Below are 24,264 nucleotides of genomic sequence, written 5' to 3'. Positions count from 1 at the left end.
TACGGAGCTGCGTCCGGAGGCTGATGTGGGCGCGTCGTGCAGCTGCGAAGATGATTCCGTGCGGGGATCTGGGACATTGTGGCTGGTCATCGCCCTGGCGGCGGCAGTTGGCACCGCCGGGTGTCTGTGCGTGGCGGTGGTCCGGGCGCGGAGGTCGTATCAGGCAGCCATCGAGGAGCGTGGCTGGCTGCTGGAGCGGGAGCGCGAGAGCGCGGCGCGGACCGCGGTCGGCGCCGAGCGGGCCAGGATCGCCACCGAGCTCCACGACATCGTGAGCCACAACGTGAGCCTCATGGTGGTTCAGGCCGGGGCCGCCCGCGAGGTGCTTGCCACCATGCCCGAGGAGGCCGCGGCGGCGATGAGCGCCGTCGAGACCGCCGGGCGGAACACGATGACCGAGCTGCGGCACCTGCTCGGCCTGCTCGCGCCCGCGCAGGACGGCGACGACCGGTCCTACGGTGTGGATCTGTCACCGCAACCGGGCTTGGGCCGGCTCAGCCCGCTGATCGACCGGTTCGCCTTTGCCGGCCTGCCCGTGGAGATGCGCATCTCGGGTGAGCCGCGTCCGCTGCCGACCGGGATCGATGTCACCGCCTACCGGATCATCCAGGAGGCCCTGACCAATGCCCTCAAGCACGGGGACGGGGCGAAAGCCGAGGTGACGGTGCGATACGCGGACCACTACCTGCGAGTCGAGGTGCTGAACAGCGGACCGAGCGTCCTGTCGGGCAGCCGTCCCGCGCGGAGAGAGCCGGTCCACGGCCAGGCGGAGGGAACGGGACGCGGGCTGCTCGGCCTGCGGGAGCGGGTCGCCGTCTACGGCGGCGACCTGGACACCCGCCGCCGCCTCGGCGGCGGCTATCGCGTGCGCGCCCGGATCCCGCTGGACCGGCCATGACGACGCACACCGGATCCGCCCCTCGCGTCGTGATCGCCGACGACCAGGAGCTGGTCCGCACCGGCTTCCGCCTGATCCTGACCGCCCGCGGCATCGACGTGGTGGGCGAGGCCGGCGACGGAGCCGAGGCCGTGGCCGCCGTGCGGAGGCTGCGGCCCGACGTCGTCCTGATGGACATCCGGATGCCCGCCATGGACGGCCTGGAAGCCGCCCGCCGCATCCTCGCGCAGACCCCGGGCTGCCGGGTGATCATGCTGACCACCTTCGACCTCGACCACTACGTCTACGCCGCCCTCGCCGCCGGAGCCAGCGGATTCCTGCTCAAGGACGTCACCCCCGCGCATCTGGCCGCCGCCGTACGCCTGGTCGGCACCGGTGACGCCCTGCTCGCACCCTCGATCACCCGCCGCCTGGTGGAGCGCTTCGCCCCCGGCGCCCCAAGAACCGGTTCGCGTCTCGCAACGCCGGCCGTCCACCGGGACCTGGCCGCGCTGACGCCACGCGAACGCGAGGTGTTGACGCTCATGGGGCGGGGTCTTTCCAATTCCGAACTGGCACGGGGACTGACGCTCAGTGAGGCGACAGTGAAGACCCACGTGGCCCGGATTTTCGCCAAGCTGACCCTGCGCGACCGGGCCCAGGCCGTCGTCGTCGCCTACGAGACAGGACTCGTCTCACCGGGCGAGAGCGCTGACACCGCCAAGCCGTTCGGGCGCGATTGAGCGTCGCGCGGTGCCCCGGGGGAAGCGCGCGGGCGGCGGTGGCTTCGGCGGAGCGTGGACGCGGCACGCTGACCGGCGGTCCGAGGTCGAGCCGCTTGTCCAGGTCGAGCCGGAAGGTGCCGTACAGAGTTGGTGTGCGACCGGAACAGCGCGGTGAGTCCGCGCCGGTCCTCATCGTCGTGCCTCTTCGCCCATGCCGGGCCCCGGGAAACAGCCTCCGGAACCTTCCGGCGGGTTACTTGTTCCCTGGTGCCCGAGCGAGGACCACCGGGCCGGGGCCGGTCGGCGCCAGCGGGGTCCGCGGCGGGAACACATGGCGGGTATGCCCCGGATCGGCGGCTCGAGGGCCTGGCTGCGCAGGCCGGTACCGGCGGAAACCGGCGTGCCCGCCCGGGCGTCGCTCGGGTACGGTGCGGGCCATGCAGAGTCCCGAGTCGGACAGGGTGGGGGCTTTCGGTCACGCCGTCAGCCCCCTGAACCGCTGAGTTCGCAGCCTTGCCGCAGCGCCGCATCCTGCGGCCGCGCGCGCGTGTGCCTCCGGGGCCGACCGCGGTGACGAGACGACTTCTCACGCCTCTCCTCACCTCGGAGCGATTTCGATGCCTCTCCCGCTGTATCTGCTCGCCATGGCGGTTTTCGCCATGGGCACCTCGGAGTTCATGCTCGCCGGTCTGCTGCCCGGCATCGCCTCGGATCTCGACGTCACGGTCGGCACGGCGGGCTCACTGACCTCGGCCTTCGCGGTCGGCATGGTCGTCGGCGCACCCCTCGTCGCCGCGCTCGCCCGCAACTGGCCCAGGCGCTCCGGCCTTCTCGGTTTCCTCGTCGCTTTCGCGGCAGCTCATGCCGTGGGCGCCCTCACCACCAGCTTCCCGGTCCTGTTCGCTACCCGGATCGCCGCCGCGCTCGCCAACGCGGGGTTCCTCGCCGTCGCTCTGACGGCTGCCGCCGCACTGGTCCCGGCCGACCGGAGGGGACGTGCCCTGGCCGTGCTGCTGTCGGGCACGACGGTGGCCACGATCGCCGGTGTCCCCGGTGGGTCGGCACTGGGCACGGCACTCGGCTGGCGGGCCGCCTTCTGGGCCGTCGCGGTTCTCTGCCTGCCCGCGGCTCTCGGTGTCCTGAAGGCGATCCCGGCGGGACGCGTGAAGGATGAGGCGTCCGGCGGGCCCGCCCTGCGGGCGGAACTCGCCCGGCTCACGAGGCCGCCACTGCTTCTGGTGATGCTGCTCGGCGCGCTGGTGAACGCGGCCACGTTCGGGAGCTTCACCTTCCTCGCTCCCGTCGTCACCGACACCGCCGGGATGGGCGAGTGGTGGGTCTCCGTCGCTCTGGTGCTCTTCGGAGCCGGCTCCTTCGCCGGGGTCACCGCCGCCGGCCGGCTGTCCGACCGGCGTCCCGGACTGGTCCTCGCGGGCGGCGGCCCGCTGCTGCTCATCGGCTGGACGTCCCTGGCGGCGCTGGCCGACCGGCCGCTCGCCCTGTTCGTCCTCGTGTTCGTGCAGGGCGCCCTGTCGTTCGCGCTGGGCGGCACTCTGATCACGCGGGTCCTCTACGAGGCGGCGGGCGCCCCCACCATGGCCGGGTCGTATGCGACCGCCGCACTCAACGTCGGCGCCGCCGTCGGCCCGCTGATCGCCGCATCCACCCTCGGTACGGCGGTCGGGAACCTCGGGCCGCTGTGGGCAAGCGGGCTCCTGGCCGCCGTCACCCTGCTCATCGCGTTGCCCTTCCGCACCGTGGTCACGGGCGGCCGGAGCAGCGCGATGGTCCGGTGACACCTGCGAACATCCCCTGGACATCGATCGAGGGTCGACGGAAGCTCCCCGAACGCCGCCTCGGCCGTCGCCTCGCCTCCACGTCCCCGTCCGTCCCCCGCGCCACCAGCAACGCACGCAACGCCCGCAACAGCCTTCGTGGCCGGCCGGGACCGCAGGACCGCCGGGACCGCCGGGACCGCTGGTGACGTCTGGCGTGCCCCGCTGCACGCGTCCGCCGGAACCGGAACAAGCCGCCCGCACCCGTGTGCCTCGGACCCGTGTGCCTCGGATTCAGGCTCAGACGGGGAACGAGAACGCCCTCCCACCACCCTCCTTGACCGCCTCCACCGCCGCCTGGTGCACCGCCCGCCCCGCGTCCTCGTCGTCGGCGGGCACGGGGCTGCCCTGCACGGCGTACCAGTCGGTCGCACCGGTGTGCTGGACGGTCACCTGTGCCAGGCCGTCGATCCAGGTGGTGTGGACGGTCACGTCACCCGTGATCGGACCGCCCTCCGTGGTCATGACCCCGCCGGTGCCGGCGATGATCCCCTGAGTGGTCCACGTCGCCCAGGTGTCCATGGCGCCTCCGCAGCAGTCGTCGTCCCGGGCACTCGCCGGGCAGCTCTCGAGCGTGTGTCCATCGTGTCCCCTATTCGGCCCAAGCACCCGTCGGCGCCGGACGGCCGCGCGCGGAGAGCGGGCCGGGGGAAAGACCGGGCCGTACGACACGGAAACGGGCCGGCCGCGCGCAGGGAGCGGCCGGGCCCCGCGCCAGGACGCCGCTGAGCCCTCGGGACGCCCGCTCGGGCCTGCCAGGAGTGCCGCGCAGCCCTCGGGGGCCCACATGCGGGCACACCCGGGCCGGGACGAGCCCGAGAGCACCGCAGGCGGTCTCCACGAAGCGGGCGGCGGCCGCGATGGCGGTGCGGTGCCCGCCAAGGCCGGACGATTCATCGGCGTGCGCGGCTACGCGGGCTGCGATCCGGCCCCGGGGAACACCTCGCCCGGCACCCACGCCTACCATATGACCGCCCGGTAGCCCCGCTGGCCGACAGGCCCCGGACCACAGCCCAGAACCCACAGACCGCAGCACGCAGCACGACGAAGCCCGAGGCCTTCGTCCGGCCCAGCCCCACCCAGCCCAGGCCCGCAGCTCCCGGCTCAGCTCAGCCCCAGCTCCCCGCCCCCAGCCCGCCGGAGGAACGCATGTCCGCCGCCCCCAAGCCGGAGACCCTCGCCGCCTTCGAGGCCGCCAAGGGCTTCATGCCCCTCGCGGAGGGCCTCGCGCTGTACGCCGCCGCCGTGGAGGCCGGAGGGCTCGGGCTGCCGCTGCTGGAGGTCGGGACGTACTGCGGGCGGTCCACGCTCCTGCTCGCGGACGCCGCCCGCGAGGCCGGAACCGTGGCGGTCACGGTGGACCACCACCGGGGCAGCGAAGAGCAGCAGCCGGGCTGGGAGTACCACGACCCGGAGCTGGTGGATCCCGAGGTCGGACGGATGGACACCCTCCCCGCCTTCCGCCGCACCCTGCACGCGGCCGGGCTCGAGGACCACGTGATCGCCGTGGTGGGTCGGTCACCGCAGGTGGCGAAGGTGTGGGGCGGCCCGCTGGGCCTGGTCTTCATCGACGGCGGGCACACCGACGAGCACGCCGCGAACGACTACGAGGGCTGGGCCCCGCACGTGGCCGAGGGCGGCCTGCTGGCCATCCACGACGTCTTCCCGGACCCGGTGGACGAGTGGACCGGTCAGGCGCCGTACCGGATCTACCTCAGGGCGCTGGAGTCCGGCGCCTTCGCGGAGGTGCCGGCCACCGGCTCCCTGCGGGTGCTGCGGCGCACCGGCGGCGCAGTCCGGGGCACCGCCCGGCCGGTCGGCCCGTAGTACCGGATCGGGCAGCGCCCGCCCCGTCGCGTCGCCGGCATGAGTGCCGGGTCAGGAAGGGTTTACCCGTCGGCAGCCGCGCGACGCGGCGTCCGGTGCGGTGGACCGCAAGGCGCCGGATCTCCCTCGTCGTGGGTCTACTCAGTCGGTTCGGCGACGTAGCGCGGCGCCGTGCCGCGCGGCGCCGTGCCGCGCGGCCCCGTGCCGGGCGGCGCCACGCGGCACACGCTGCCCGAGGCGGCACTAGCATCGCGACGTGCCGTACGAGCCGAACCCTTCGCCCTGCCCGCAGCACCGGCCCCACCGTCGCGCGCCGCGGCCCCGGACCCGCGGCGGAGCCGTCGTCGCGACCGCTGCACTGACGGTGGCGGCGGCGGTGGCGTCGCTCGCCGGCTGCGGCGGTTCGGGCGGCCCCGGCGCCGCTCCCGCGCCCGCCGGAACGGAGGCGACCGGCGCCGCCGCCTCCGCAGCCCGGTTCCCGGCCGACCCACCCGCCGGCCCGTCCGCCGCTCCCTCCGGTCCCGCCACCGCGCCGGGTGGGGACCGGGGGCCCGCGGACCCGCACGCCCCGGCGCCGCCCCGGGACACCGAGCGGACCGGCCCCGGCAAGGGTCCGCTCGGTCCGCTCGGTCCGCTCGCGGGGAGGGTCGTGGTGATCGACCCCGGCCACAACCCCGGCAACTTCCGCCACACCCACGAGATCAACCGGCTGGTGGACATCGGCACGAACCACAAGGAGTGCGACACCACGGGCACCGCCACCGACGACGGCTACACCGAGGCGGCGTTCAGCCTCGATGTCTCACTCCGTCTCCGCGCCCTGTTGGAGAAGCAGGGCGCGACCGTGCTCCTCACCCAGGACGGCGACCGGCCGTTCGGCCCCTGTGTGGACGAGCGGGCACGCATCGGCAACAGGGCGGCCGCCGACGCCGCGGTCTCGATCCACGCCGACGGCTCGGGCAGCGGCAACCGCGGTTTCCATGTGATCCACCCCGCGCCGGTCCGGCGCGGCGCCGCCGACACCGCGGGCATCGTCGGCCCGTCCCGTGAACTCGCCGAGCACATCGCCGGGACGCTGGCGCGGGCCACGGGCAGCGCACCCGCCGGCTACGCGGGCGGCGGGACCGGGTTGCACGAGCGCGGCGACCTCGGCGGGCTGAACCTGTCGACCGTTCCCAAGGTGTTCGTCGAGTGCGGGAACATGCGGGACGCGAAGGACGCGGCCCTCCTGAAGAGTTCACGATGGCGCCAGGACGCGGCCCGGGGGATCTCCGAAGGCATCAGCGGCTACCTCCTGGGGTAGACCGGGCAGGCGGTAGATTCGTGTCCCGCCGGCGACGGGGGTCGCACACCGGTCCGCACGGGCACCCGTACGATGGGGCCACCCCCGAGCTACCGCGCCGTGCACCGCCGACCGGCGGCGTCGACGACCGCCACGACGAGACGCAACCGACTAAGGACTACACGTGAACATCCGCTCCCTCACTCGAGGCGATGGCGTGGTGATCGGAGCAGCGGTGGTGCTGTTCATCGCCTCGTTCCTCGACTTCCTCAGCGCCGACTGCCCGAGCGGCACCGACTGCACGGTGCCGAACGCCTGGGACTCGCTGGGCACGGTGATGTCCGTCTACCTCGGCGGGATCATCGCCGCCGGACTGGTCGTCGCCGGCCGCGCCATGCCGGGGCGCAAGGTCGTGGGCATGGACGTGGCGCAGTTCGGCGCGGCGTTGAGCCTCTTCGCTCTCTGGACGATCCTGTGGACGGTCGTCGGCATCGCAGGCAGCGCCGGTGCCGGGGCGGTCCTCGGCCTGCTCGGCGCTCTGCTGCTGGCCGCAGGCGCCGTCGCCGCCCCGCTCGTCCCCGCGCTCAAGGCCCCCCTGATCGGTGCGCCCAGGCCGCAGGCCGCGCAGCCCTACGGCGCCCAGCAGCAGGGAGGTTACGGTTACCCCGGCGCCCAGCAGCAGCACTACGGCCAGCAGGGCCCGCACGGGCGGCAGCAGCCGTTCGGGGGCGGGCAGAGCCCGCAGGGCGGCGGCCCGGCGCAGGAGTTCTCGCCGTTCTGGTTCGCGGTGCCGGTGGCCCGGCCGCTGTACCCGGAGGACGGCTCCCCGGCGCCGATCGCGGAGCTCGCGCCCGGCACCTGGTATCTCGCGGTCGACCAGCGCGGTCCCGCCCTGGTGGCGCAGACCCAGGACGGCCGGCGCGGTGTGCTGCAGGACACCACCGGCATCCAGCGCGGCTGACCCCGTCCGCACCGCGCAGCCCTTCGCCCTTCCGGGCGGGGGGCCGCTGCCGTACAGTCGCCCGCGGAACGTCGGCTGACACATCGTCAGCACGATGCCGGAGAGGGGCTGGGGTATGCGGCTCGGACTCGCACTCGGCTACTGGGGGCGCGGCCCCGACCCCGCGCACGCCGGCCTCGCCGTGGAGGCGGAACGGCTCGGTTACGACTCCGTGTGGACGGCCGAGGCCTGGGGCTCGGACGCCTTCACACCGCTCACCTGGATCGCCGCGCGGACGAAGCGGATCAGGCTGGGCACGGCGGTCGCGCAGATGGCGGCCAGGACCCCCACCGCCACGGCGATGCACGCGCTCACGCTCGACCACCTCTCGGGCGGGCGGATGCTCCTGGGACTCGGGCTGTCGGGGCCGCAGGTCGTCGAGGGCTGGTACGGGCGGCCGTTCCCCCGGAGCCCGCTGACGGCGACCCGGGAGTACGTGGACATCGTCCGCCAGGTCCTGCGGCGCGAGGGCCGGGTGGAACTCGCCGGGCGCTTCCACACCCTCCCGTACACCGGGCAGGACGGCACCGGTCTGGGGAAGGCGCTCAGACCGATCACACATCCGCTGCGGGCCGGGCTGCCGGTGCTGCTGGGGGCGGAGGGACCGAAGAACATCGCCCAGACGACCCGGATCGCGGACGGCTGGCTGCCGCTGTACTGGTCCCCGCTGCGGACCGGTGTGTACGAGGCGTCACTCACCGATCTGCCGGCCGGCTTCATGATCGCGCCGATGGCCCGCGCCTGTGTCTGCGACGACGTCGCCGAGGGGCTGCTTCCGGTCAAGGCGATGCTGGGCTTCTACATCGGCGGCATGGGGCACGCCGCCCGCAACTTCCACGCCGATCTGATGGCGCGCATGGGCTACGAGCCCGAGGCCCGGCGCATCCAGCGGCTGTTCGCCGAGGGCCGCAGACAGGAGGCGGTGCTCGCCGTCCCGGACGCCTTCGCCGACGAGATCTCGCTCGTCGGGCCGCGGGAGCGGATCGCCGAGCGGCTGGAGTCGTGGCGCGCGGGCCCGGTCACCGATCTGCTGGTGACGGCTCCGGACCTCCGCACACTGCGGGTCCTGGCCGAGCTGAACGGCCAGGGGCCGTGACCTGCGAGCGGCTGACGGGGGCGGGTGGTGGTCCGGGGCGGCGCATCGCCTGAGCGGCCCGCTCGAGGGGCGGGCTGCTCGGGGAACGGGCGGTCCCGGCGGAGCAAGCCGTCCCCGCGGCGGCCGTGCGGACCCGCCGGCGACGCTGCGAGCCCACCGCCGCAGTCGCGGTCGCGGACCACCGCCGGCACTGCGGTTCGAGGCCGCGCGGCACTCCGGGCCTACCGGCGGCACTCCGGCCCACCGGCAGCGCTCCGGGCCCACCGGCAGCGCTCCGGGCCCACCGGCAGCGCTCCGGGCCTACCGGCAGCACTCCGGTTCGAGGCCACGCGGCACTCCGGGCCTACCGGCGGCACTCCGGCCTACCGGCGGCACTCCGGCCCACCGGCAGCACTCCGGGCCTACCGGCAGCACTCCGGTTCGAGGCCGCGCGGCAGCCGCTCCCCGCCGAACACCGCGGTGGTCGCCTCGTCGCCCCCCAGGGCGGCGACCGCGAGCAGCAGCGAACCCGCCGTCCAGGTGGTCAGCTCCTCCGGCCACATGGCGCGTTCGCCCTCGTAGACGTACCCGGTCCAGTACATCCCGCCCTCGGCACGCAGGTGGCCGATGGACTGCAGGATCTCCAGCGCCCGGTCCGACTCCCCCATCGCCCAGAGCGCCAGGGCGAGTTCACAGCTCTCGCCACCGGTCACCCACGGGTTGGGCAGCACGCACCGCACCCCGAGTCCGGGGACCACGAACGCGTCCCAGCGCGCATCGATCCTGGCCTTGGCCTCGTCGCCGGTGACGGCGCCGCCGAGGACCGGGTAGTACCAGTCCATCGAGTAGCGCGACTTGTCGAGGAAGCGCTCCGGATGGCGGCGGACGGCGTGCCCGAGGGCCCCGGCCGCCAGCTCCCAGTCGGGCTGCGGCTCCTCGCGCTCCTCGGCGATGGCGAGGGCGCAGCGCAGCGCGTGGTAGACGGACGAACTCCCGGTCAGCAGGGCGTCGTCGACCGCCGCGCCGCCGTCCTCCGGTGCCTCGCGCTTCCAGCCGATCTGGCCGCCGGGCAGCTGGAGGCGGAGGACGAACCCGATCGCCGCGTGGACGGACGGCCACATCCGGTCCAGGAACACGTCGTCGCCGGTGGCCAGGTAGTGGTGCCAGACACCGACGGCGGGGTAGGCGCAGAAGTTGGTCTCGCGTCCCCGGTCGGTGGGCCGGCCGGCGTCGCCGTCGTGGTAGGCGGCGTACCAGGAGCCGTCCTCGTTCTGATGGCGGGCCAGCCACTCGTAGGCGCGGGCCGCGGCGTCGTGCTCGCCCGCCGCGTCCAGCGCCATGGCGGCCTCGGTGTGGTCCCAGGGGTCCAGGTGGTGCCCGCGGAACCAGGGGATCGCCCCGTCCTCGCGCTGGACGGCGAGGATGCCCGCGACGGTCTCGGCGGCCTGCTCGGCGGTGAGGACGCCGGGCAGGACCAGGTGCTCGGTGCGCCCCCGGCGGCGCCAGGGCACGGTCACGCGCCGGCCTCCGGCAGGTGCGGCTTGGTCGCGTACACCACGAAGCTCTTGCCGACGAGCGGGTTCAGTGCCTGCTCGGCGACCCTGGTGAGCAGGGGCCTCTTCATGATGTCCCAGACCAGGAGCTTGTGGTAGGCGCGCACCGGCAGCGCCTTGTCGTTGCCGACGCCGAACGCGCACTTCAGCCACCAGTACGGCGAGTGGAGCGCGTGGGCGTGGTGGCTGCCGTACGGCCTGAGGCCGGCCTCGCGGATCCTGCCGAGGAGTTCGTCGGCCCGGTAGATGCGGATGTGGCCGCCCTCGACCTCGTGGTACTCGTCGGACAGCGCCCAGCAGACCTTCTCGGGGCCGTAGCGGGGCACGGTGACCGCGATCCGGCCGCCGGGCCTGAGTACCCGGACCATCTCGGCGAGGACGCCCTTGTCGTCCGGGATGTGCTCCATCACCTCGGAGATGATGACGACGTCGAACGACTCGCCGGGGAAGGGCAGGTTGAGCGCGTCGCCCTCCATCGCGGTGGCGCTCGCGCCCTCGGGCGCCTCGCCGGCCTCCTTCATCGCCGCGAACCACGTGGCGACCTCGCGGATCTCCTCGGCGTTCCGGTCGAGGGCCACGACCCGGGCTCCGCGCCGGTAGCACTCGAACGCGTGGCGCCCGGCGCCGCAGCCGAGGTCGAGCACGCGGTCGCCCGGGGCGAGCGGAAAGCGGGAGAAGTCGACGGTCAGCACGAGGTCTGCCCTTCCGGGTGGGTCACGGCGCCCCCGCCGGGGGCGCGCCTTGCGGAGGATGCGGACCCGCCGTCCGCACCCGCGGAGCGGGTCCTCGCCCGCGGAGCGGGACGCCGGGTGCTCATCGGGCACCCCCTGCCGGGGCCGGGCGCGCCGCGATGGCCTCCCGGTAGAGCTCCGCCGTGCCCTGGGCCGCGCGGGTCCAGGTGAAGCGGGACAGCACGCGGTCCCGTCCGGCGGTGCCGATGCGGCGGCGGAGTCCTTCGTCCGCGAGGAGCCGGCCGAGCGCCGCGGCGAGGGCGTGGGCGTCGCCGGGCGGCACGGCGAGGCAGGTCTCCCCGTCGCTCCCCGTGACCTCGGGGATGGCGCCGCCGGTGGTGGCGACCAGCGGTGTGCCGGTGGCCATCGCCTCGGCGGCCGGCAGCGAGAAGCCCTCGTACAGCGACGGCACACAGGCCACCTGGGCGCCGCGCACGAGGTCGACCAGTTCCCGGTCGGAGATGCCCTTGACGAACCGGACGGCGCCGGCGAGCCCGTACCGCTCGATCATCCGGGCCACGGGCCCGTCCTCGGCGCGTTTGCCGACGACGACCAGGTGGGCGTCCGGCCGCTCGGAGCGGAGCTTGGCGAGTGCCTCCACGAGGAACACCAGGCCCTTGAGCGGCACATCGGCGCTGGAGGTCGTCACGATCCGGCCGGGCACCTCGGCCACCGACGGGTCCGGCGAGAAGAGCCCGGTGTCGGCGCCGATGTGCACGACCCGCAGCCGCTCGGGCCGCACGCCGAGGTGTTCGACGATCTCCTGCTCGGAGGAGCCGGAGACGGTGAGGACGGACGGCAGCCGGCGCGCGACCCGCTTCTGCATCCGGGTGAAGCCGTACCAGCGGCGCACCGACAGCCGCCGCCGCCAGTGCTGCGCCGCGTCCAGGTCGAGTCGGCGGTCGACGGTGATGGGGTGGTGGATGGTGGTGACCAGCGGGGCACCGAGGTCGCCGAGGAGTCCGTAGCCGAGGGTCTGGTTGTCGTGGACGACGTCGAAGTCGCCCCGGCGCGCCAGCAGATGGCGCCGTGCGCGCAGCGAGAAGGTCAGCGGCTCGGGGAAGCCTCCCGTCCACATCGTGGCGACCTCGAGCCCGTCGATCCAGTCGCGGTACTCGCCGCGCCGGGGGGTGCGGAAGGGGTCGGGCTGCCGGTAGAGATCGAGGCTGGGCAGTTCGGTGAGCGGCACGCCTTCGTCGAGCACGGGGAAGGGCTGGGCGCCGATCACCTCGACGCGGTGGCCGAGGCGGGCGAGTTCGCGCGACAGATGGCGCACATAGACGCCCTGGCCGCCGCAGAAGGGGTTGCCCTTGTAGGTGAGGAGCGCGATGCGCAGCGGTCGGTCCCCGGCGCCGGACGCACCCCCACGGGGCCCGGCCGCTATGGCCTCAGCGGTCACCTACGGCCCCCTTCTCACTCCACTTTTCGCCGGAGCGTAGCCGCTCGCGCTAATCTAGAACAAGTTCCACACTCGATCGTCCTTGATCGCTCAGAGACCATCGAATCTACCGGCAGGTAGCGCTGTCGGAAGGCCTGGAACAGGTGATTCGCGCCACGGCACGGAGCCCTGCCATGCTGGGCCCTCCGCAGCTCCCGCAACGGGAACGCAGCACGGATCCGGACAGCGGGCCGGGAAGGGCCCCTGGACCGGGGACGGGACGGGGACGGAAGAGATGAGCGCGGACACCAGGCCGGCGGCACCGGCGGCCCTGCCCCTGACGGAGCGCCAGGAGGCCAGGCGCCGGCGCATCCTGCACGCCACCGCCCGGCTGGCCTGCAGGGGCGGCTTCGACGCCGTGCAGATGCGCGAGGTCGCCGAGGCCGCGGGGGTCGCCCTCGGCACGCTGTACCGCTACTTCCCCTCCAAGGTGCACCTGCTCGTGGCCACGATGCAGGACCAGCTCGAGCATCTGCACACCACCCTGCGCAAGCGCCCGCCGGCGGCGGACTGCGCGGCGCAGCGGGTGGCCGAGACCCTGATGCGGGCGTTCCGCGCGCTGCAGCGCGAGCCTCATCTGGCCGACGCCATGGTGCGGGCGCTGACCTTCGCCGACCGCAGTGTCAGCGCCGAGGTGGACACGGTCTCGCGGCAGACCACGGCGATCATCCTGGACGCGACGGGCCTGGCGGACCCGACGCCCGAGCAGCTCTCGGCCGTCCGGGTCATCGAGCACACCTGGCACTCGGCCCTGATCACCTGGCTGTCCGGCCGGGCTTCCATCGCCCAGGTGCGGATCGACATCGAGACGGTCTGCCGGCTGATCGACCTCACGGACCCGGGGCTCGAACCCACGGACCGGGCACTCGCCCCCGAGGGCCCGGGGCGGGGCCGGCGGCCGGGCTGACGCCCGCGACGGCGGAGCGCCGCCGGGCCGGGCAGGCCGGGGAACCCACCGGGGGGCACGGTCCGGCCGCCGCGCCTACGCTCCGGGCTCCTCGGGCGGGAACACGGCGGCACCGCCCCCGGGCCGCCGGATCGAGATGGCCTCGACCGGGCAGCCCTCCGCCGCCGCGAGGACGTCGTCGTTCGCGTCCGTCTCCGGCTCGGTGGGGTGCGACTGGCGGGCCGCGTCCAGCACGAAGCCGTCCGGCGCGCTGCTGACGCACATCCCCGATCCGACGCACACACCCCGGTCGACCTCGACCTGCCAGCGGTCACCCATCAGTCTCGCTCCCGTATCCCGACGGCACATGCACCGTTTTGCACTCGAAGTACTCACCGTATCCCTCGGGACCGAACTCCCGCCCCAGCCCGGAGTTCTTGTATCCGCCGAACGGTCCAAGCATGTCGATGCTGAAGGTGTTGACGCTGTACGTACCGGTCCTGATCCGCCTCGCGAAGTCGACGCCGTGTGCCACGTCGGCCGTCCACACGCTGCCGCTCAGCCCGTACTCGGAGTCGTTCGCGATCGCCGCGGCCTCGTCCTCGCCGCCGTAGGGCAGCAGGCAGACGACGGGGCCGAAGATCTCCTCGCGGGCGATCCGCATGGCGTTGTCGACGCCGCCGAAGAGGGTCGGCTCGACGTACCAGCCGCGGTCCAGGCCGGCCGGGCGGCCGCCGCCGGCGAGGACCTCGGCGCCCTCCGCCCGGCCGATCGCGATGTAGTCCAGCGACTTCTGCTGCTGGCGGCGCGCGACGAGCGGCCCGACCCGGGTCGCCGGATCCATCGGGTCGCCGGTCACCAGGGCCCCGGCCGCCGCGGCGAAGGCGTCGGCGAACTCGCTGTAGCGGGCGCGCGGGACGAGGATGCGGGTCTGGGCCACGCACGCCTGGCCGTTGTTCATCCACGCCGCCGGGACGATGCCCTCGACGGCCGCCTCCGCATCGGCGTCGGGCAGGACCACGGCGGCGGACTTGCCGCCGAGTTCCAGCGTGACGCGGGTGAGGTTGCGGGCGGCGGCCTCCATCACGCGCCTGCCCGCCGCTACCGACCCGGTGAACGAGACCTTGTCGACGTCGGGATGCCCGACGAGGTACTCGCCGACCTCGCGGTCGGCGGGCAGGATCGACAGCACGCCCTCCGGCAGTCCGGCCTCGCGGGTGATGTCGGCCAGAATGTAGGCGTCCAGCGGGGTCTCCGGCGAGGGCTTGAGGACCACGCAGCAGCCCGCGAGCAAAGCGGGCGCGAGCTTGGCGGCCGCGACGAACTGCGGGACGTTCCAGGGCGCAACGGCCGCGACCACGCCCACCGGTTCACGCCGGACGAGCAGCGGACCGAGGAGTCCGCTGCGCCGCTCCTCGTAGGGGAAGCCGCGGGCGACGGCGAGGGCCGCCTCCCAGACCATCACGGCGCCGAGCGCCTGGGCCAGCACGCTCCAGGAGTACGGCGATCCGTTCTGCGCGCTGATCGATCGCGCGATCTCCTCGTGTCGTGCGGCGATCGCGTCCTTGATCCTCCCGACGGTCTCGACGCGCTCCCCGAGCGGGCAGCGCGGCCAGGGACCGTGGTCGAACGCGGCGCGGGCCGCCGCGACCGCCCGGTCCGCATCGGCCCGCGAGGCATGGGGGACACGCCCGATGACCTGCTCGGTATGCGGCGAGACCACCTCGATGGTGCCGGTGCCGCGGGGATCGACCAACTCCCCGCCGATGAAGAGCTTTCCGTGCTCGACAAGTCCGGTCATGACGACTGCCTCCCGCGCCCCGGCTCCCCGCCACCACCTGACGGGTTATCAGATACGGCCTGCTGACTGAACTGATAACAGCTATTCCCGGAGGAGTCCACGGCCGGGGCTCCCCGGCGAGGACGCTTCGGACGGGACCGCGCCCCGCAGCACCCCCGAGGGGAGGAGCCCGCGCCCGGCCGGCCCTTTGCAAAGAAGTCGCCTTGGGCGACCATGGAAACGGGTTCTCCTCACGGGCCCCGGTCAGAAGGACGGAGAACCGATGACGCGGGTGACGGAGCACGGCGGCGGTGTCTGGTCCCTTCAGGTACCCATTCCGGACAACCCCCTGGGCCACACCCTGGTCCATGTCCTCGACACCGGCCGCGGCCCCGTCCTCGTCGACACCGGGTGGGACGACCCGGCGTCCTGGGCGGCCCTCTCGGACGGCCTCGCCGAGCTGGGCCTCGCGGTGGCCGACGTCCACGGCGTCGTCGTCACGCACCATCACCCCGACCACCACGGGCTCTCCGGCAGGGTCCGGGAGGAGTCCGGGGCGTGGATCGCGATGCACGCGGCGGACATCGCCGTCGTCCGCCGCACCAGCTACACCCGGCCCGGGGCCTGGCTGGACTACCTGACCGGGAAGCTGGCCGCCGCCGGCGCACCGGAGGAGCACCTGGCCCCGCTGCACGCCGCCCGCGAGAGTGGCGGGACGCGGACGCCGCCCGGGATGCGGGCGGCCCTGCCCGACCGCGAGATCGCCCCCGGCGAACTCCTGGACCTGGCCGGACGGCGACTGCGTGCGCTCTGGACCCCCGGCCACACACCCGGCCATGTGTGCCTGCACCTGGAGGAGGAGCATCCGGCGAACCTCCCCGGCCGCGGCCGGCTCTTCTCCGGCGACCATCTGCTGCCCGGCATCAGCCCGCACATCGGCCTGTACGAGGATCCCGACGACGCCACGGTCACCGACCCCCTCGGCGACTACCTCGACTCCCTGGAACGCGTCGGGCGACTGGGCGCCGCCGAGGTCCTCCCGGCCCACCAGCACCCCTTCACCGACGCCCCGGCCCGGGTCCGGGAACTCCTCGCCCACCACGAGGAGCGGCTGACCGGGCTGCTGGCCCTCCTCGCCGCACCGCTCACCCCGTGGCAGCTGGCCGAGCGCATGGAGTGGAACCGGCCGTGGGACGACATCCCGTACGGCTCCCGCACCATCGCCGTCTCGGAGGCGGAGGCCCATCTGCGCCACCTGGTGAAACGGGGCCGCGCGGAGCCGGTGGCGGGCAGCGACCCGGTGGCGTACATCGCGGCGGCGGGCTGACGTGCGCATGCCCCTGGGGCCCTTCTCGGGCCACGGACCCGCACCCTGAGAGCGGGTGGAGGGCCGAGGCCGGCCGAGCCACGCAGGCGAGGGCACCTCCGGCCCGGGGCGCGGGCCCGGAGCCCCGGAGCGGCCCGGGGCGCGGGCCCGGAGCCCCGGAGCGGCCCGGGGCGCGGGCGCATCCCCCGGCGGCTCCGGCCCCCGGTCGGCGCCAGGGCGCCCGCCCCGGTCGGCGGGAGTGACGGGCCGGTACAGTGTGCGAGTCGTCATCACACCCGTACGGGGGTAAGCCGGCGCGATTCCGGCACTGACCCGCAACCGTGAGCCGCCCTCCGTGGGCGGTGAGTCGGAACGCCCCGTGCCGGCGGTGACCGGCTCGCGCCATCGGGACCGCCCGCTGGCAGGCACCGTCGAGGAATACGGAGCCGGAGCCCGGTGCCTCAGGGTGCCCGTGCCCGGCTCCCCGCAGGAGAGGCCCAGCCCGCCATGCCCGTACGCCGCAGTGCAGCCGCGCTCACCGCCGCTTCCGCCGTGCTCTGCGTGGCCGCTGTCCCGGCGGCGACGGCCGCCCCCACGCCCTCCCCCACGCCCTCCCCCTCGGCGGCGCTCCCGGCCGGGCTGTACGGCACGAAGGACCCCGCCTACGACGGTGTCTGGCGGCAGTCACTGGCCCTGCTCGCCCAGGACGCCGTCGAGACCGTGCCCGCCGAGCGGGCCGTCGGCTGGCTCACCGGCCAGCAGTGCCAGAACGGCGGCTTCGCGTCCTACCGGGCCGACGTCTCCGAACCGTGCGACGCGAAGACGGTGCTGGACACCAACGCCACCGCCGCCGCCGTGCAGGCCCTGCACGCCCTCGGCGGCCACCGGGACGCCGTGGACAAGGGCCTCGGATGGCTGGAGTCCGTGCAGAACGAGGACGGCGGCTGGAGCTACAACCCCGGCACACCGTCTGACGCGAACTCCACCTCCGTCGTGATCGGCGCCTTCGCCGCCGCCGGGGCGCGGCCAGGCGAGGTGAGGCCGGACAGCGGCAAGAGCCCGTTCGACGCGCTCGTCACGTTCGCGCTGCCGTGCTCGGACGCGTCGGGCGGCGGCGCGTTCGCGTACCAGCCCGACGAGGCCGGCAAGCTGCTCGCGAACGGCGACGCCACCGCCGCCGCCGTGCTCGCCGGGCTGGGCCGCGGCATGGTCGTCTCCGGTACCGAGCCGGACGGATCGCCCGCCACCTGCCAGACGCCGGCGAAGTCCACCGCAGAGCAGTCGGCCCGCAACGGCGCCGCGTACCTGGCCGAGACACTGGCGAAGACCGGCCATCTGGACTCGCCGCCGATGCCGGGCGCCGACGACCCGGCCCCGCAGCCGGACTTCGGCAACACCGCGGACGCGGTCGTCGCGCTCTCCGCCGCCGGGCACGGCGACAAGGCGGACCGGTCGGCCCGGTGGCTGGCGGAGAACTCCGCCGCGTGGGCGCAGCAGGCCGGTCCCGCCGCGTACGCGCAGCTGATCCTCGCCGCGCACGCCCACGGGGACGATCCGAGGGACTTCGGCGGCGCCGACCTGGTACGGCAGCTGAACGCCACCGGTCCCGAGCCGGTCTCCACCACCGCCGCGCCGGCCCCCAAGACGAAGGGCGACGCGGGCGAGGAGGGCAAGGGCGGCGACAGCGCCGGGATCTGGTGGATGGTCGGAGCGGGCGTCGCCGCCGGGGCCGGTATCGGCATCCTGCTCAGCGGCCGCAGGAAGCACAAGCAGCCGTGACACGCAGGCGACCGGCCGTGCTGCTCCTCGTGCTCGGTGCCGTCCTCGTGGCGCCGGGCATGACGGGGCAGGCGCAGGCCGCCGGTTACCGCTACTGGTCGTTCTGGCAGTTCGGCGGGAGCGGCTGGGCCTACGCCACCCAGGGGCCGGCGACGGCGCGGCCCGCCGACGGCACGGTGGACGGATACCGGTTCTCCGTCAGCGCCGACTCACAGGACGCGTCGAAGCCGCGCGGCACCCCGTCCTTTCCGGAACTGTGCGCGGACACGCCCGCGAGACCCGGCACCAAACGGGTCGCCGTCGTGATCGACTTCGGCACCGAAGCGGACGCCCCGGCCGGGGAGAAGCCCCCGCCGGCGCAGGCCACCGGGTGCGCCACGCTCCCGGCGGACGCGACCAGCGCGGAGGCGCTGGCTGCGGTGGCGGCGCCGCTCCGCTACAACTCGGACGCCCTGCTGTGCGCGATCTCCGGCTACCCGAGGACGGGCTGCGGCGAACAGCTGTCGGCCGAGGACCGGGAAGCCGCGGAGCCGGGCGCGTCCTCGCCGTCGGACGGGCAGGGGCCTCGGGGAGGGTCCGGGGCAGGTACCGGCGGTGACCGTACCGACGGGACGGGTGCCGCCGGGGACGGCAGGGCCGGGGCGGGTACCGCCGGAGAAGGCGCCGCGGGTGAAGGCGCCGCGGGTGAGGGGTCCTCGGGTGAGGGGTCCTCGGCGGCCGAGGGTACTGAAGAGGGCCCCGCGCTGGGGGTCTTCGCAGGAATCGCGGCCGTTCTCGCGCTGGGCGGAGCGGCCTTCTGGCAGTCCCGCCGCCGCGGATGAGCCGTCGGCCCGTGTCCGCCCCGGCCGGCGAGCCCGCACCGCAGGCAGACGTGCCCGCACCGGCAGACGTGCCCGCGCCGGCCGGCGGATCCGCACGGCCGCACGGGGAGCGGCGCCCCGGCCGGCTGCTCGGCGGTCTCCCGGACCCCGGCCCGGCCGGCCGCGCGGGGGGCAGGGAGCCGGAGCCCGGGAGCGGAGGGAGTCCCCCGGACGCGAGCGGGAGGTACTCACGGCGCGCAGCGCACCGCCCGGTGGCGGGCGGTGGGCTGCGCGCGCCCGGCGCCGACCGGAGCAACGCCCTGCACGCCGGCGCCTGGTGGGTCTGGGCACTGGGCCTCGCCGCCGCCGCGTCGCGGACGACCAATCCGCTCCTGCTGGGCCTGCTGGTCGCCGTTGCCGGGTATGTCGTGGCCGTCCGGCGCACCGACTCCCCCTGGGCGCGTTCGTACGGCGCCTTCGTCAAGCTCGGCCTCGCCGTGGTGGCCGTCCGGCTGGTGTTCTCCGTCGTCCTCGGCTCGCCCATCCCGGGGACCCGTGTCCTGGTCACGCTGCCCGAGGCACCGCTGCCCGACTGGGCGCAGGGCATCAGGATCGGCGGCCGCGTGACGCTGGAGCAGATGGTGTTCGCGCTGTACGACGGGGCGAAGCTGGCGACCCTGCTGATCTGCCTCGGCGCGGCGAACGCGCTCGCCAACCCGGCACGGCTGCTGAAGTCCCTCCCCGGCGCGCTGTACGAGGCGGGGGTCGCGGTCGTCGTCGCCATGACGTTCGCGCCGAACATGGTCGCCGACGTGCTGCGGCTCCGTACCGCGCGCAGGCTGCGGGGCCGTCCCGCCGGCGGGGTGAGGGCCGTCCTGCAGATCGGCATGCCGGTGCTGGAGGGGGCGCTGGAGCGTTCGGTCGCGGTCGCCGCGTCCATGGACGCGCGCGGCTACGGCCGTACCGCGCGGGTGCCGCCCGCGGTCCGGCACACCACCACCGCCCTCGTGCTCGGCGGGCTGCTCGGGGTGTGCGCCGGTTCGTACGGGCTGCTCGCAACGGAGGGCGCGGGGTACGGCCTTCCGGTGCTCCTCGGCGGGCTCGCGGCCGCGCTCGGCGGGCTGTGGCTCGGCGGCCGGCGCCAGGTCCGCACCCGGTACCGCCCCGACCGGTGGGGCCCCCGGGCCTGGCTGGTGGCGGGGTCCGGTGCCGTCGTGGCGGTGCTGATGATCCGCGCCGAGGCCTATGCGCCCGGCGCGCTGCATCCCGGTGTCGTGCCCCTGACCGTGCCCGCCCTGCCGCTGTGGCCCGCCGCCGCTGTGCTGCTGGGCCTGCTGCCCGCGTTCGTGGCGCCCGTGCCGCCGAAGGAGCCCTCGTCATGATCTGCTTCGAGAACGTCTCGGTGACGTACGGCGGCGCCGGAGCGGCGCCGACGGTCGCCGGGGTGGACCTCACCGTCCCCGAAGGCGAACTCGTCCTGCTGGTCGGGCCCTCGGGAGTCGGCAAGTCGACCCTGCTGGGGGCGGTCTCCGGGCTGGTGCCGCACTTCACCGGCGGCACACTGCGGGGCCGGGTGACCGTCGGCGGGCGCGACACCCGCACCCACCGGCCGCGTGAACTCGCCGACCTCGTCGGCACGGTGGGCCAGGATCCGCTCGCGCACTTCGTCACCGACACGGTCGAGGACGAACTGGCCTACGGCATGGAGTCGCTGGGGCTGGCACCGCCGGTGATGCGCAGGCGGGTCGAGGAGACCCTGGACCTGCTGGGGCTCGCGGAGCTGCGCGACCGGCCCCTGGCGACGCTCTCGGGCGGCCAGCGGCAGCGGGTCGCCATCGGGTCCGTGCTGACCCCCCACCCGAAGGTGCTGGTCCTCGACGAGCCGACCTCGGCGCTCGACCCGGCAGCGGCGGAGGAGGTACTGGCGGTACTCCAGCGGCTCGTCCACGACCTCGGGACGACGGTGCTGATGGCCGAGCACCGGCTGGAGCGGGTGGTGCAGTACGCGGACCGGGTCGTCCTGCTGCCCGCGCCCGGCGAGCCCCCGGTGGCGGGCGCCCCCGCCGACGTCATGGCCTTCTCCCCGGTCCGCCCCCCGGTCGTCGCCCTCGGGCGCCTCGCCGGCTGGTCGCCCCTCCCCCTCTCCGTACGCGACGCCCGCCGCCGCGCCGGGGACCTGCGCACCCGGCTTGCGGGCGCGGACGCCGGGGCCGCGCGGCGCACCGGCCCGGCCGTGCACCCGAAGGACGCCCCGTGGTGCGCTCCCGGCGCACGGGACGGCAGCGGGGCCCGGGCCACCCCGTCCGCGCCCGCGACCAGCCCCGTCTCCGCCCCTGCCCCACCCCCAGGCGGCACGGACGCGAGCGGGGCGGGCGCCACCGGCACCGGCGCGACCGGCACGGACGCGAGCCCGACCGGCACCGGCGGCACCGGCACCGCCGCGCCGGGCACGGCGGGCACGGCGGGCACCGCGGGCACCACAGGCACCGCGAGCACCACAGGCACCGCTGCTCCCGGCGGCCCGGCCTCCCGTACCCCCGCCGCGGCCCCCCGCGGCCGGCGGGCCGCGGGGAAGCGAGGGCTGAGCGCCCTGTTCCCGTGGCCCGGGCGAGGACTGCCGGCACGGGACGGAGCGCCCGACGAGGAGACGCACGACCCCACCGTGCTCGCGCAAGCGGCACGCCTCGGGGTCCGGCACGGGCGGGTCGAGGCGCTGCGGCGGGTCGACCTGGTGGTCCGGCCCGGTGAGACCGTCGCGCTGATGGGCCGCAACGGCGCCGGGAAGTCGACGCTGCTGGGCAGCCTCGTCGGACTGGTCGCACCCGCGTCCGGGACGGTACGGGTCGGTGGGCGCACACCCCACCGCACCCCGCCCGCCGAGCTGGTACGACGGGTCGCGCTGGTTCCGCAGGAGCCCCGGGATCTGCTGTACGCGGACACGGTCGGTGCCGAGTGCGCCGCCGCGGACACGGACGCCGGAGCCGCGCCCGGGACCTGCCGGGAAATCGTCTCGGCGCTCCTTGCGGGAGTGGCGGACGCCACGCACCCGCGCGATCTGTCCGAGGGGCAGCGGCTGGCGCTGGCCCTGGCGATCGTGCTGACCGCCCGGCCGCCGCTGCTCCTGCTCGACGAGCCGACCCGCGGACTCGACTACGCGGCGAAGTCGCGGCTCGTCACCGTGCTGCGCGGCCTGGCGGCAGAGGGCCACGGCATCGTCCTGGCCACACACGATGTGGAACTCGCCGCCGAGATCGCGGACCGTGTGGTGGTCCTCGCGGGCGGGGAGGTCGTCGCGGACGGCCCGACGGCCGACGTGGTCGTCTCGTCCCCCGCCTTCGCCCCGCAGATCGCCAAGGTCCTCGCCCCTCAGCCGTGGCTCACCGTCGCCCAGGTGGAGGCCGCCCTGTGAGCGCCGCCGACACCGGCGGCCGGCCCGGCAGCCGCGACATCCGCGATGCCGGTGACGCCGGCGGCCGCGACCCGCAGGGCGGACCTGACCGGACCGGCCCCCATGCCCTGCCCGACCGGCCCGACCGGCCCGGCCCTTACGGCCCGTACGGCCACGGCGACCGCACCGGTCCGCACCGCCGCCCTGGGCCGGGCCACCGCCCCGACCCGACCGACCCGCATGGCAGCCGTGCCCTGCCGGCCCACCGCGAGGTGCCAGACCACCAACACCACCAACACCACCACCAAGACCGCCAAGACCGCCAAGACCGCCGAAACCGCCGAAACCGCCGAAACCGCCCCACCATCCGCCGTCGGGCCCACCGCGCCCCTCCTGGTGCGGTGGCCCGTCCCGTCCGCCTCGGCCCCCGGGCCGTCGCCGCGCTCGCCCTCGTCAGCGCGATCGGCGTCGTCGCCTTCTGCTGGCCCCTGCTCGCCGACCCGGACGCCACCCTCGCCGGCCACGCCCAGGACGCTCCCTGGCTGTTCGCCGCCCTGCTGCCGCTGCTCGTCGGCGTGGTGGTCGCCACCATCGCCGACGGGGGGATGGACGCGAAGGCCGTCGCCATGCTCGGCGTGCTCGCCGCGGCCGGTGCCGCACTGCGGCCGCTCGGCGCGGGCACGGCGGGGCTGGAGCCGATGTTCTTCCTGATGGTGCTGAGCGGCCGGGTACTGGGGCCCGGCTTCGGCTTCGTCCTCGGCTCGGTGACGATGTTCGCCTCCGCGCTGCTCACGGGCGGGGTGGGACCGTGGATGCCGTTCCAGATGCTCGCCATGGGCTGGTTCACGATGGGCGCGGGACTGCTGCCGGGTGCCGAGCGCCTCAGGGGCCGCGCAGAGCTGGCGATGCTCGCCGGGTACGGCTGCGCGGCGGCGTTCGCGTACGGCACGGTCATGAACCTCTACGGCTGGACGATCGTGCCGGGCCTGGCCTCGGGCGTCTCCTTCCAGGCGGGTGCACCGGTCGCCGAGAACCTGGTCCGCTTCGGCACCTATGTGCTCGCCACTTCCCTGGGCTGGGACCTGGGCCGTGCGGTCGTCACCGTCGTGCTGACCCTCGCGGCCGGCCCGACGCTGCTGCGGGCGCTCCGCAGGGCGACGAGACGGGCCGCCTTCGAGGCGCGGGCCGCCTTCGAGGGGGCCGCGACCCCCGTCGAGAGGTGAGACGGCCCACAGGACCTTGGTCCCGGAACTAACGGCCTTCGTAGCGGTCGCCCGAGGAAGCAGCCTCTCGGATCACCCCTCCCCACCTGCACATAAACCACATATGTCCGGATGAGGACTTAAGTCTGGCAATACACCCTTCCCGTCGTATCCGCGGCGTGAGCCCGGTCACGGCGCGGGGTCCTCGGCAGTCGCTACAACTGTTCGCGTCGCACGGCGCAGCAGGGCCTGGAGCCCGGCACACGAGCACGGCTCGGCCCGCCCGCGCGACCCGGAGTCCCCGAACGTGAGGTAAGCCCGTGTCCCGCTCACTGATCACCCGCGCCTCCGCCCGCAGCAAGTCCCTCGCCGCCGGTACCGCCGTGCTTCTGGGTACGGCCGCCGCGGTCATGGGTACGGCGTCCACGGCCTCGGCCGCGACGCCGCAGGAGGTCGCGAAGCAGATGATGCCCGCCGCCCAGTTCCAGTGCTTCGACAACATCGTCTCGAGGGAGTCGAACTGGAACCCCTCGGCCACCAACGCCTCCTCCGGCGCCTACGGACTGGTCCAGGCCCTGCCCGGCGGCAAGATGGCCTCGGCCGGCGCCGACTGGAAGACCAACCCCCAGACCCAGATCAAGTGGGGCCTGGACTACATGAAGGAGCGCTACGGCAGCCCGTGCGGCGCCTGGAGCTTCTGGCAGGCCAACCACTGGTACTGAGCCGCCCCGGCGGCGGGCGAGGGGCTGCCGCGGACCGGGCCGCCCGGCACCGCCCAGA

23 protein-coding genes are annotated in these 24,264 nt (G+C 74.8%); 16 read left to right on the top strand and 7 right to left on the bottom strand.

All coding sequences use genetic code 11. The annotated features are described in order from the left end of the window. Positions 1–58 precede the first annotated feature (58 nt). The 3 genes from SCWH03_RS02920 (at position 59) to SCWH03_RS02910 (ending at position 3,398) form a co-directional block, all read left to right on the top strand. Complete coding sequence (locus SCWH03_RS02920) at positions 59–898, top strand: sensor histidine kinase (protein WP_216854707.1); 840 nt, start codon at positions 59–61, stop codon at positions 896–898. Beyond that, the gene (locus SCWH03_RS02915; protein WP_173261254.1) at positions 895–1,620 is read left to right on the top strand and encodes a response regulator; all 726 of its coding nucleotides are present in this window, start codon (positions 895–897) and stop codon (positions 1,618–1,620) included. The genes SCWH03_RS02920 and SCWH03_RS02915 overlap by 4 nt, the downstream gene beginning before the upstream one ends. A gap of 599 nt (positions 1,621–2,219) precedes the next feature. Continuing rightward, a complete protein-coding gene (locus SCWH03_RS02910) occupies positions 2,220–3,398 on the top strand; it encodes a Cmx/CmrA family chloramphenicol efflux MFS transporter (protein WP_173261252.1) in 1,179 nt (392 codons plus the stop codon). A gap of 279 nt (positions 3,399–3,677) precedes the next feature. On the opposite strand, the gene SCWH03_RS02905 is transcribed toward SCWH03_RS02910, so the two are convergent. After that, positions 3,678–3,959 (bottom strand): hypothetical protein, encoded by a 282-nt coding sequence (locus SCWH03_RS02905; RefSeq protein ID WP_093659431.1) that lies wholly within the window; start codon positions 3,957–3,959, stop codon positions 3,678–3,680. Between the two features lie 265 nt (positions 3,960–4,224). Between SCWH03_RS02905 and SCWH03_RS02900 the strand changes: the two genes are divergently transcribed. The 5 genes from SCWH03_RS02900 (at position 4,225) to SCWH03_RS02880 (ending at position 8,642) form a co-directional block, all read left to right on the top strand. Next, on the top strand, positions 4,225–4,419 hold the full coding sequence (locus SCWH03_RS02900; protein WP_173261250.1) for a hypothetical protein: 195 nt from the start codon (positions 4,225–4,227) through the stop codon (positions 4,417–4,419). Positions 4,420–4,586: 167 nt separating this feature from the next. Continuing rightward, a complete protein-coding gene (locus SCWH03_RS02895; RefSeq protein WP_173261248.1) occupies positions 4,587–5,264 on the top strand; it encodes a class I SAM-dependent methyltransferase in 678 nt (225 codons plus the stop codon). Between the two features lie 256 nt (positions 5,265–5,520). Next, complete coding sequence (locus SCWH03_RS02890) at positions 5,521–6,567, top strand: N-acetylmuramoyl-L-alanine amidase (RefSeq protein ID WP_173261246.1); 1,047 nt, start codon at positions 5,521–5,523, stop codon at positions 6,565–6,567. A 163-nt stretch (positions 6,568–6,730) separates the two neighbouring features. After that, entirely contained in the window at positions 6,731–7,507 is a 777-nt protein-coding gene (locus tag SCWH03_RS02885; protein WP_254076511.1) for a DUF5336 domain-containing protein, read from the top strand. 115 nt (positions 7,508–7,622) lie between these two features. Next, on the top strand, positions 7,623–8,642 hold the full coding sequence (locus SCWH03_RS02880) for an LLM class F420-dependent oxidoreductase (protein ID WP_173261451.1): 1,020 nt from the start codon (positions 7,623–7,625) through the stop codon (positions 8,640–8,642). Positions 8,643–9,043: 401 nt separating this feature from the next. Here SCWH03_RS02880 and SCWH03_RS02875 read toward each other — a convergent pair whose 3' ends face one another. The 3 genes from SCWH03_RS02875 to SCWH03_RS02865 all read right to left on the bottom strand — a co-directional run bounded on the left by SCWH03_RS02875 (position 9,044) and on the right by SCWH03_RS02865 (position 12,304). Continuing rightward, complete coding sequence (locus tag SCWH03_RS02875; RefSeq protein ID WP_173261244.1) at positions 9,044–10,138, bottom strand: prenyltransferase/squalene oxidase repeat-containing protein; 1,095 nt, start codon at positions 10,136–10,138, stop codon at positions 9,044–9,046. Further along, a complete protein-coding gene (locus SCWH03_RS02870; RefSeq protein WP_173261242.1) occupies positions 10,135–10,866 on the bottom strand; it encodes a class I SAM-dependent methyltransferase in 732 nt (243 codons plus the stop codon). The genes SCWH03_RS02875 and SCWH03_RS02870 overlap by 4 nt, the downstream gene beginning before the upstream one ends. A 121-nt stretch (positions 10,867–10,987) precedes the next feature. Further along, positions 10,988–12,304: a glycosyltransferase family 4 protein gene (locus SCWH03_RS02865; protein ID WP_173261240.1), complete on the bottom strand. Its 1,317-nt coding sequence runs from the start codon at positions 12,302–12,304 to the stop codon at positions 10,988–10,990. Positions 12,305–12,578: 274 nt separating this feature from the next. Between SCWH03_RS02865 and SCWH03_RS02860 the strand changes: the two genes are divergently transcribed. After that, on the top strand, positions 12,579–13,250 hold the full coding sequence (locus SCWH03_RS02860; RefSeq protein ID WP_173261237.1) for a TetR family transcriptional regulator: 672 nt from the start codon (positions 12,579–12,581) through the stop codon (positions 13,248–13,250). A 75-nt stretch (positions 13,251–13,325) separates the two neighbouring features. Here the strand turns inward: SCWH03_RS02860 and SCWH03_RS02855 are convergent, their stop codons facing one another. Both SCWH03_RS02855 and SCWH03_RS02850 read right to left on the bottom strand, forming a co-directional pair. Continuing rightward, positions 13,326–13,568, bottom strand: a complete 243-nt coding sequence (locus SCWH03_RS02855) for a ferredoxin (RefSeq protein WP_173261235.1) — start codon at positions 13,566–13,568, stop codon at positions 13,326–13,328. Further along, positions 13,561–15,030, bottom strand: coding sequence for an aldehyde dehydrogenase (locus SCWH03_RS02850; RefSeq protein WP_173261233.1), 1,470 nt, complete (start codon positions 15,028–15,030; stop codon positions 13,561–13,563). Before SCWH03_RS02850 ends, SCWH03_RS02855 begins: the two co-directional genes overlap by 8 nt. A gap of 262 nt (positions 15,031–15,292) precedes the next feature. Between SCWH03_RS02850 and SCWH03_RS02845 the strand changes: the two genes are divergently transcribed. The 5 genes from SCWH03_RS02845 to SCWH03_RS02825 all read left to right on the top strand — a co-directional run bounded on the left by SCWH03_RS02845 (position 15,293) and on the right by SCWH03_RS02825 (position 22,303). After that, positions 15,293–16,336: a Strvi_7410 family MBL fold metallo-hydrolase gene (locus tag SCWH03_RS02845; protein ID WP_173261231.1), complete on the top strand. Its 1,044-nt coding sequence runs from the start codon at positions 15,293–15,295 to the stop codon at positions 16,334–16,336. Between the two features lie 486 nt (positions 16,337–16,822). Further along, positions 16,823–18,094 (top strand): SCO2321 family membrane protein, encoded by a 1,272-nt coding sequence (locus SCWH03_RS02840; protein WP_173261449.1) that lies wholly within the window; start codon positions 16,823–16,825, stop codon positions 18,092–18,094. Continuing rightward, positions 18,091–18,915 (top strand): SCO2322 family protein, encoded by an 825-nt coding sequence (locus tag SCWH03_RS02835; protein ID WP_173260284.1) that lies wholly within the window; start codon positions 18,091–18,093, stop codon positions 18,913–18,915. The genes SCWH03_RS02840 and SCWH03_RS02835 overlap by 4 nt, the downstream gene beginning before the upstream one ends. A 251-nt stretch (positions 18,916–19,166) precedes the next feature. Beyond that, a complete protein-coding gene (locus SCWH03_RS02830; protein ID WP_173261229.1) occupies positions 19,167–20,276 on the top strand; it encodes an energy-coupling factor transporter transmembrane protein EcfT in 1,110 nt (369 codons plus the stop codon). After that, positions 20,273–22,303, top strand: coding sequence for an ABC transporter ATP-binding protein (locus tag SCWH03_RS02825; protein WP_173261227.1), 2,031 nt, complete (start codon positions 20,273–20,275; stop codon positions 22,301–22,303). The genes SCWH03_RS02830 and SCWH03_RS02825 overlap by 4 nt, the downstream gene beginning before the upstream one ends. Here the strand turns inward: SCWH03_RS02825 and SCWH03_RS02820 are convergent. After that, positions 22,261–22,599 carry a hypothetical protein gene (locus tag SCWH03_RS02820; protein WP_173261225.1) on the bottom strand — a complete coding sequence of 113 codons (339 nt, stop codon included), beginning with the start codon at positions 22,597–22,599 and terminating at the stop codon, positions 22,261–22,263. The two genes, SCWH03_RS02825 and SCWH03_RS02820, sit on opposite strands and share 43 nt — an antisense overlap. Before the next feature lie 84 nt (positions 22,600–22,683). On the opposite strand from SCWH03_RS02820, the gene SCWH03_RS02815 reads away from it, so the two are divergent. Both SCWH03_RS02815 and SCWH03_RS02810 read left to right on the top strand, forming a co-directional pair. Beyond that, entirely contained in the window at positions 22,684–23,505 is an 822-nt protein-coding gene (locus tag SCWH03_RS02815) for an ECF transporter S component (protein ID WP_173261223.1), read from the top strand. A 299-nt stretch (positions 23,506–23,804) separates the two neighbouring features. Then, on the top strand, positions 23,805–24,206 hold the full coding sequence (locus SCWH03_RS02810; protein WP_173261221.1) for an aggregation-promoting factor C-terminal-like domain-containing protein: 402 nt from the start codon (positions 23,805–23,807) through the stop codon (positions 24,204–24,206). The last annotated feature ends 58 nt before the right edge of the window (positions 24,207–24,264 follow it).

Source organism: Streptomyces pacificus, from assembly GCF_011766325.1.
Classification (GTDB): Bacteria; Actinomycetota; Actinomycetes; order Streptomycetales; family Streptomycetaceae; genus Streptomyces; species Streptomyces pacificus.
Note: the sequence above shows the minus strand (reverse complement) of the source record. Positions and strands in the feature narration are given on the sequence as shown.

Bases quoted from the DNA above. Each gene is read 5' to 3' on its own strand.
- SCWH03_RS02915 (WP_173261254.1), top strand. From the start codon at position 895: ATGACGACGCACACCGGATCCGCCCCTCGCGTCGTGATCGCCGACGAC.
- SCWH03_RS02910 (WP_173261252.1), top strand. From the start codon at position 2,220: ATGCCTCTCCCGCTGTATCTGCTCGCCATGGCGGTTTTCGCCATGGGC.
- SCWH03_RS02905 (WP_093659431.1), bottom strand. From the start codon at position 3,959: ATGGACACCTGGGCGACGTGGACCACTCAGGGGATCATCGCCGGCACC.
- SCWH03_RS02900 (WP_173261250.1), top strand. From the start codon at position 4,225: ATGCGGGCACACCCGGGCCGGGACGAGCCCGAGAGCACCGCAGGCGGT.
- SCWH03_RS02895 (WP_173261248.1), top strand. From the start codon at position 4,587: ATGTCCGCCGCCCCCAAGCCGGAGACCCTCGCCGCCTTCGAGGCCGCC.
- SCWH03_RS02880 (WP_173261451.1), top strand. From the start codon at position 7,623: ATGCGGCTCGGACTCGCACTCGGCTACTGGGGGCGCGGCCCCGACCCC.
- SCWH03_RS02860 (WP_173261237.1), top strand. From the start codon at position 12,579: ATGAGCGCGGACACCAGGCCGGCGGCACCGGCGGCCCTGCCCCTGACG.
- SCWH03_RS02855 (WP_173261235.1), bottom strand. From the start codon at position 13,568: ATGGGTGACCGCTGGCAGGTCGAGGTCGACCGGGGTGTGTGCGTCGGA.
- SCWH03_RS02850 (WP_173261233.1), bottom strand. From the start codon at position 15,030: ATGACCGGACTTGTCGAGCACGGAAAGCTCTTCATCGGCGGGGAGTTG.
- SCWH03_RS02845 (WP_173261231.1), top strand. From the start codon at position 15,293: ATGACGCGGGTGACGGAGCACGGCGGCGGTGTCTGGTCCCTTCAGGTA.
- SCWH03_RS02840 (WP_173261449.1), top strand. From the start codon at position 16,823: ATGCCCGTACGCCGCAGTGCAGCCGCGCTCACCGCCGCTTCCGCCGTG.
- SCWH03_RS02825 (WP_173261227.1), top strand. From the start codon at position 20,273: ATGATCTGCTTCGAGAACGTCTCGGTGACGTACGGCGGCGCCGGAGCG.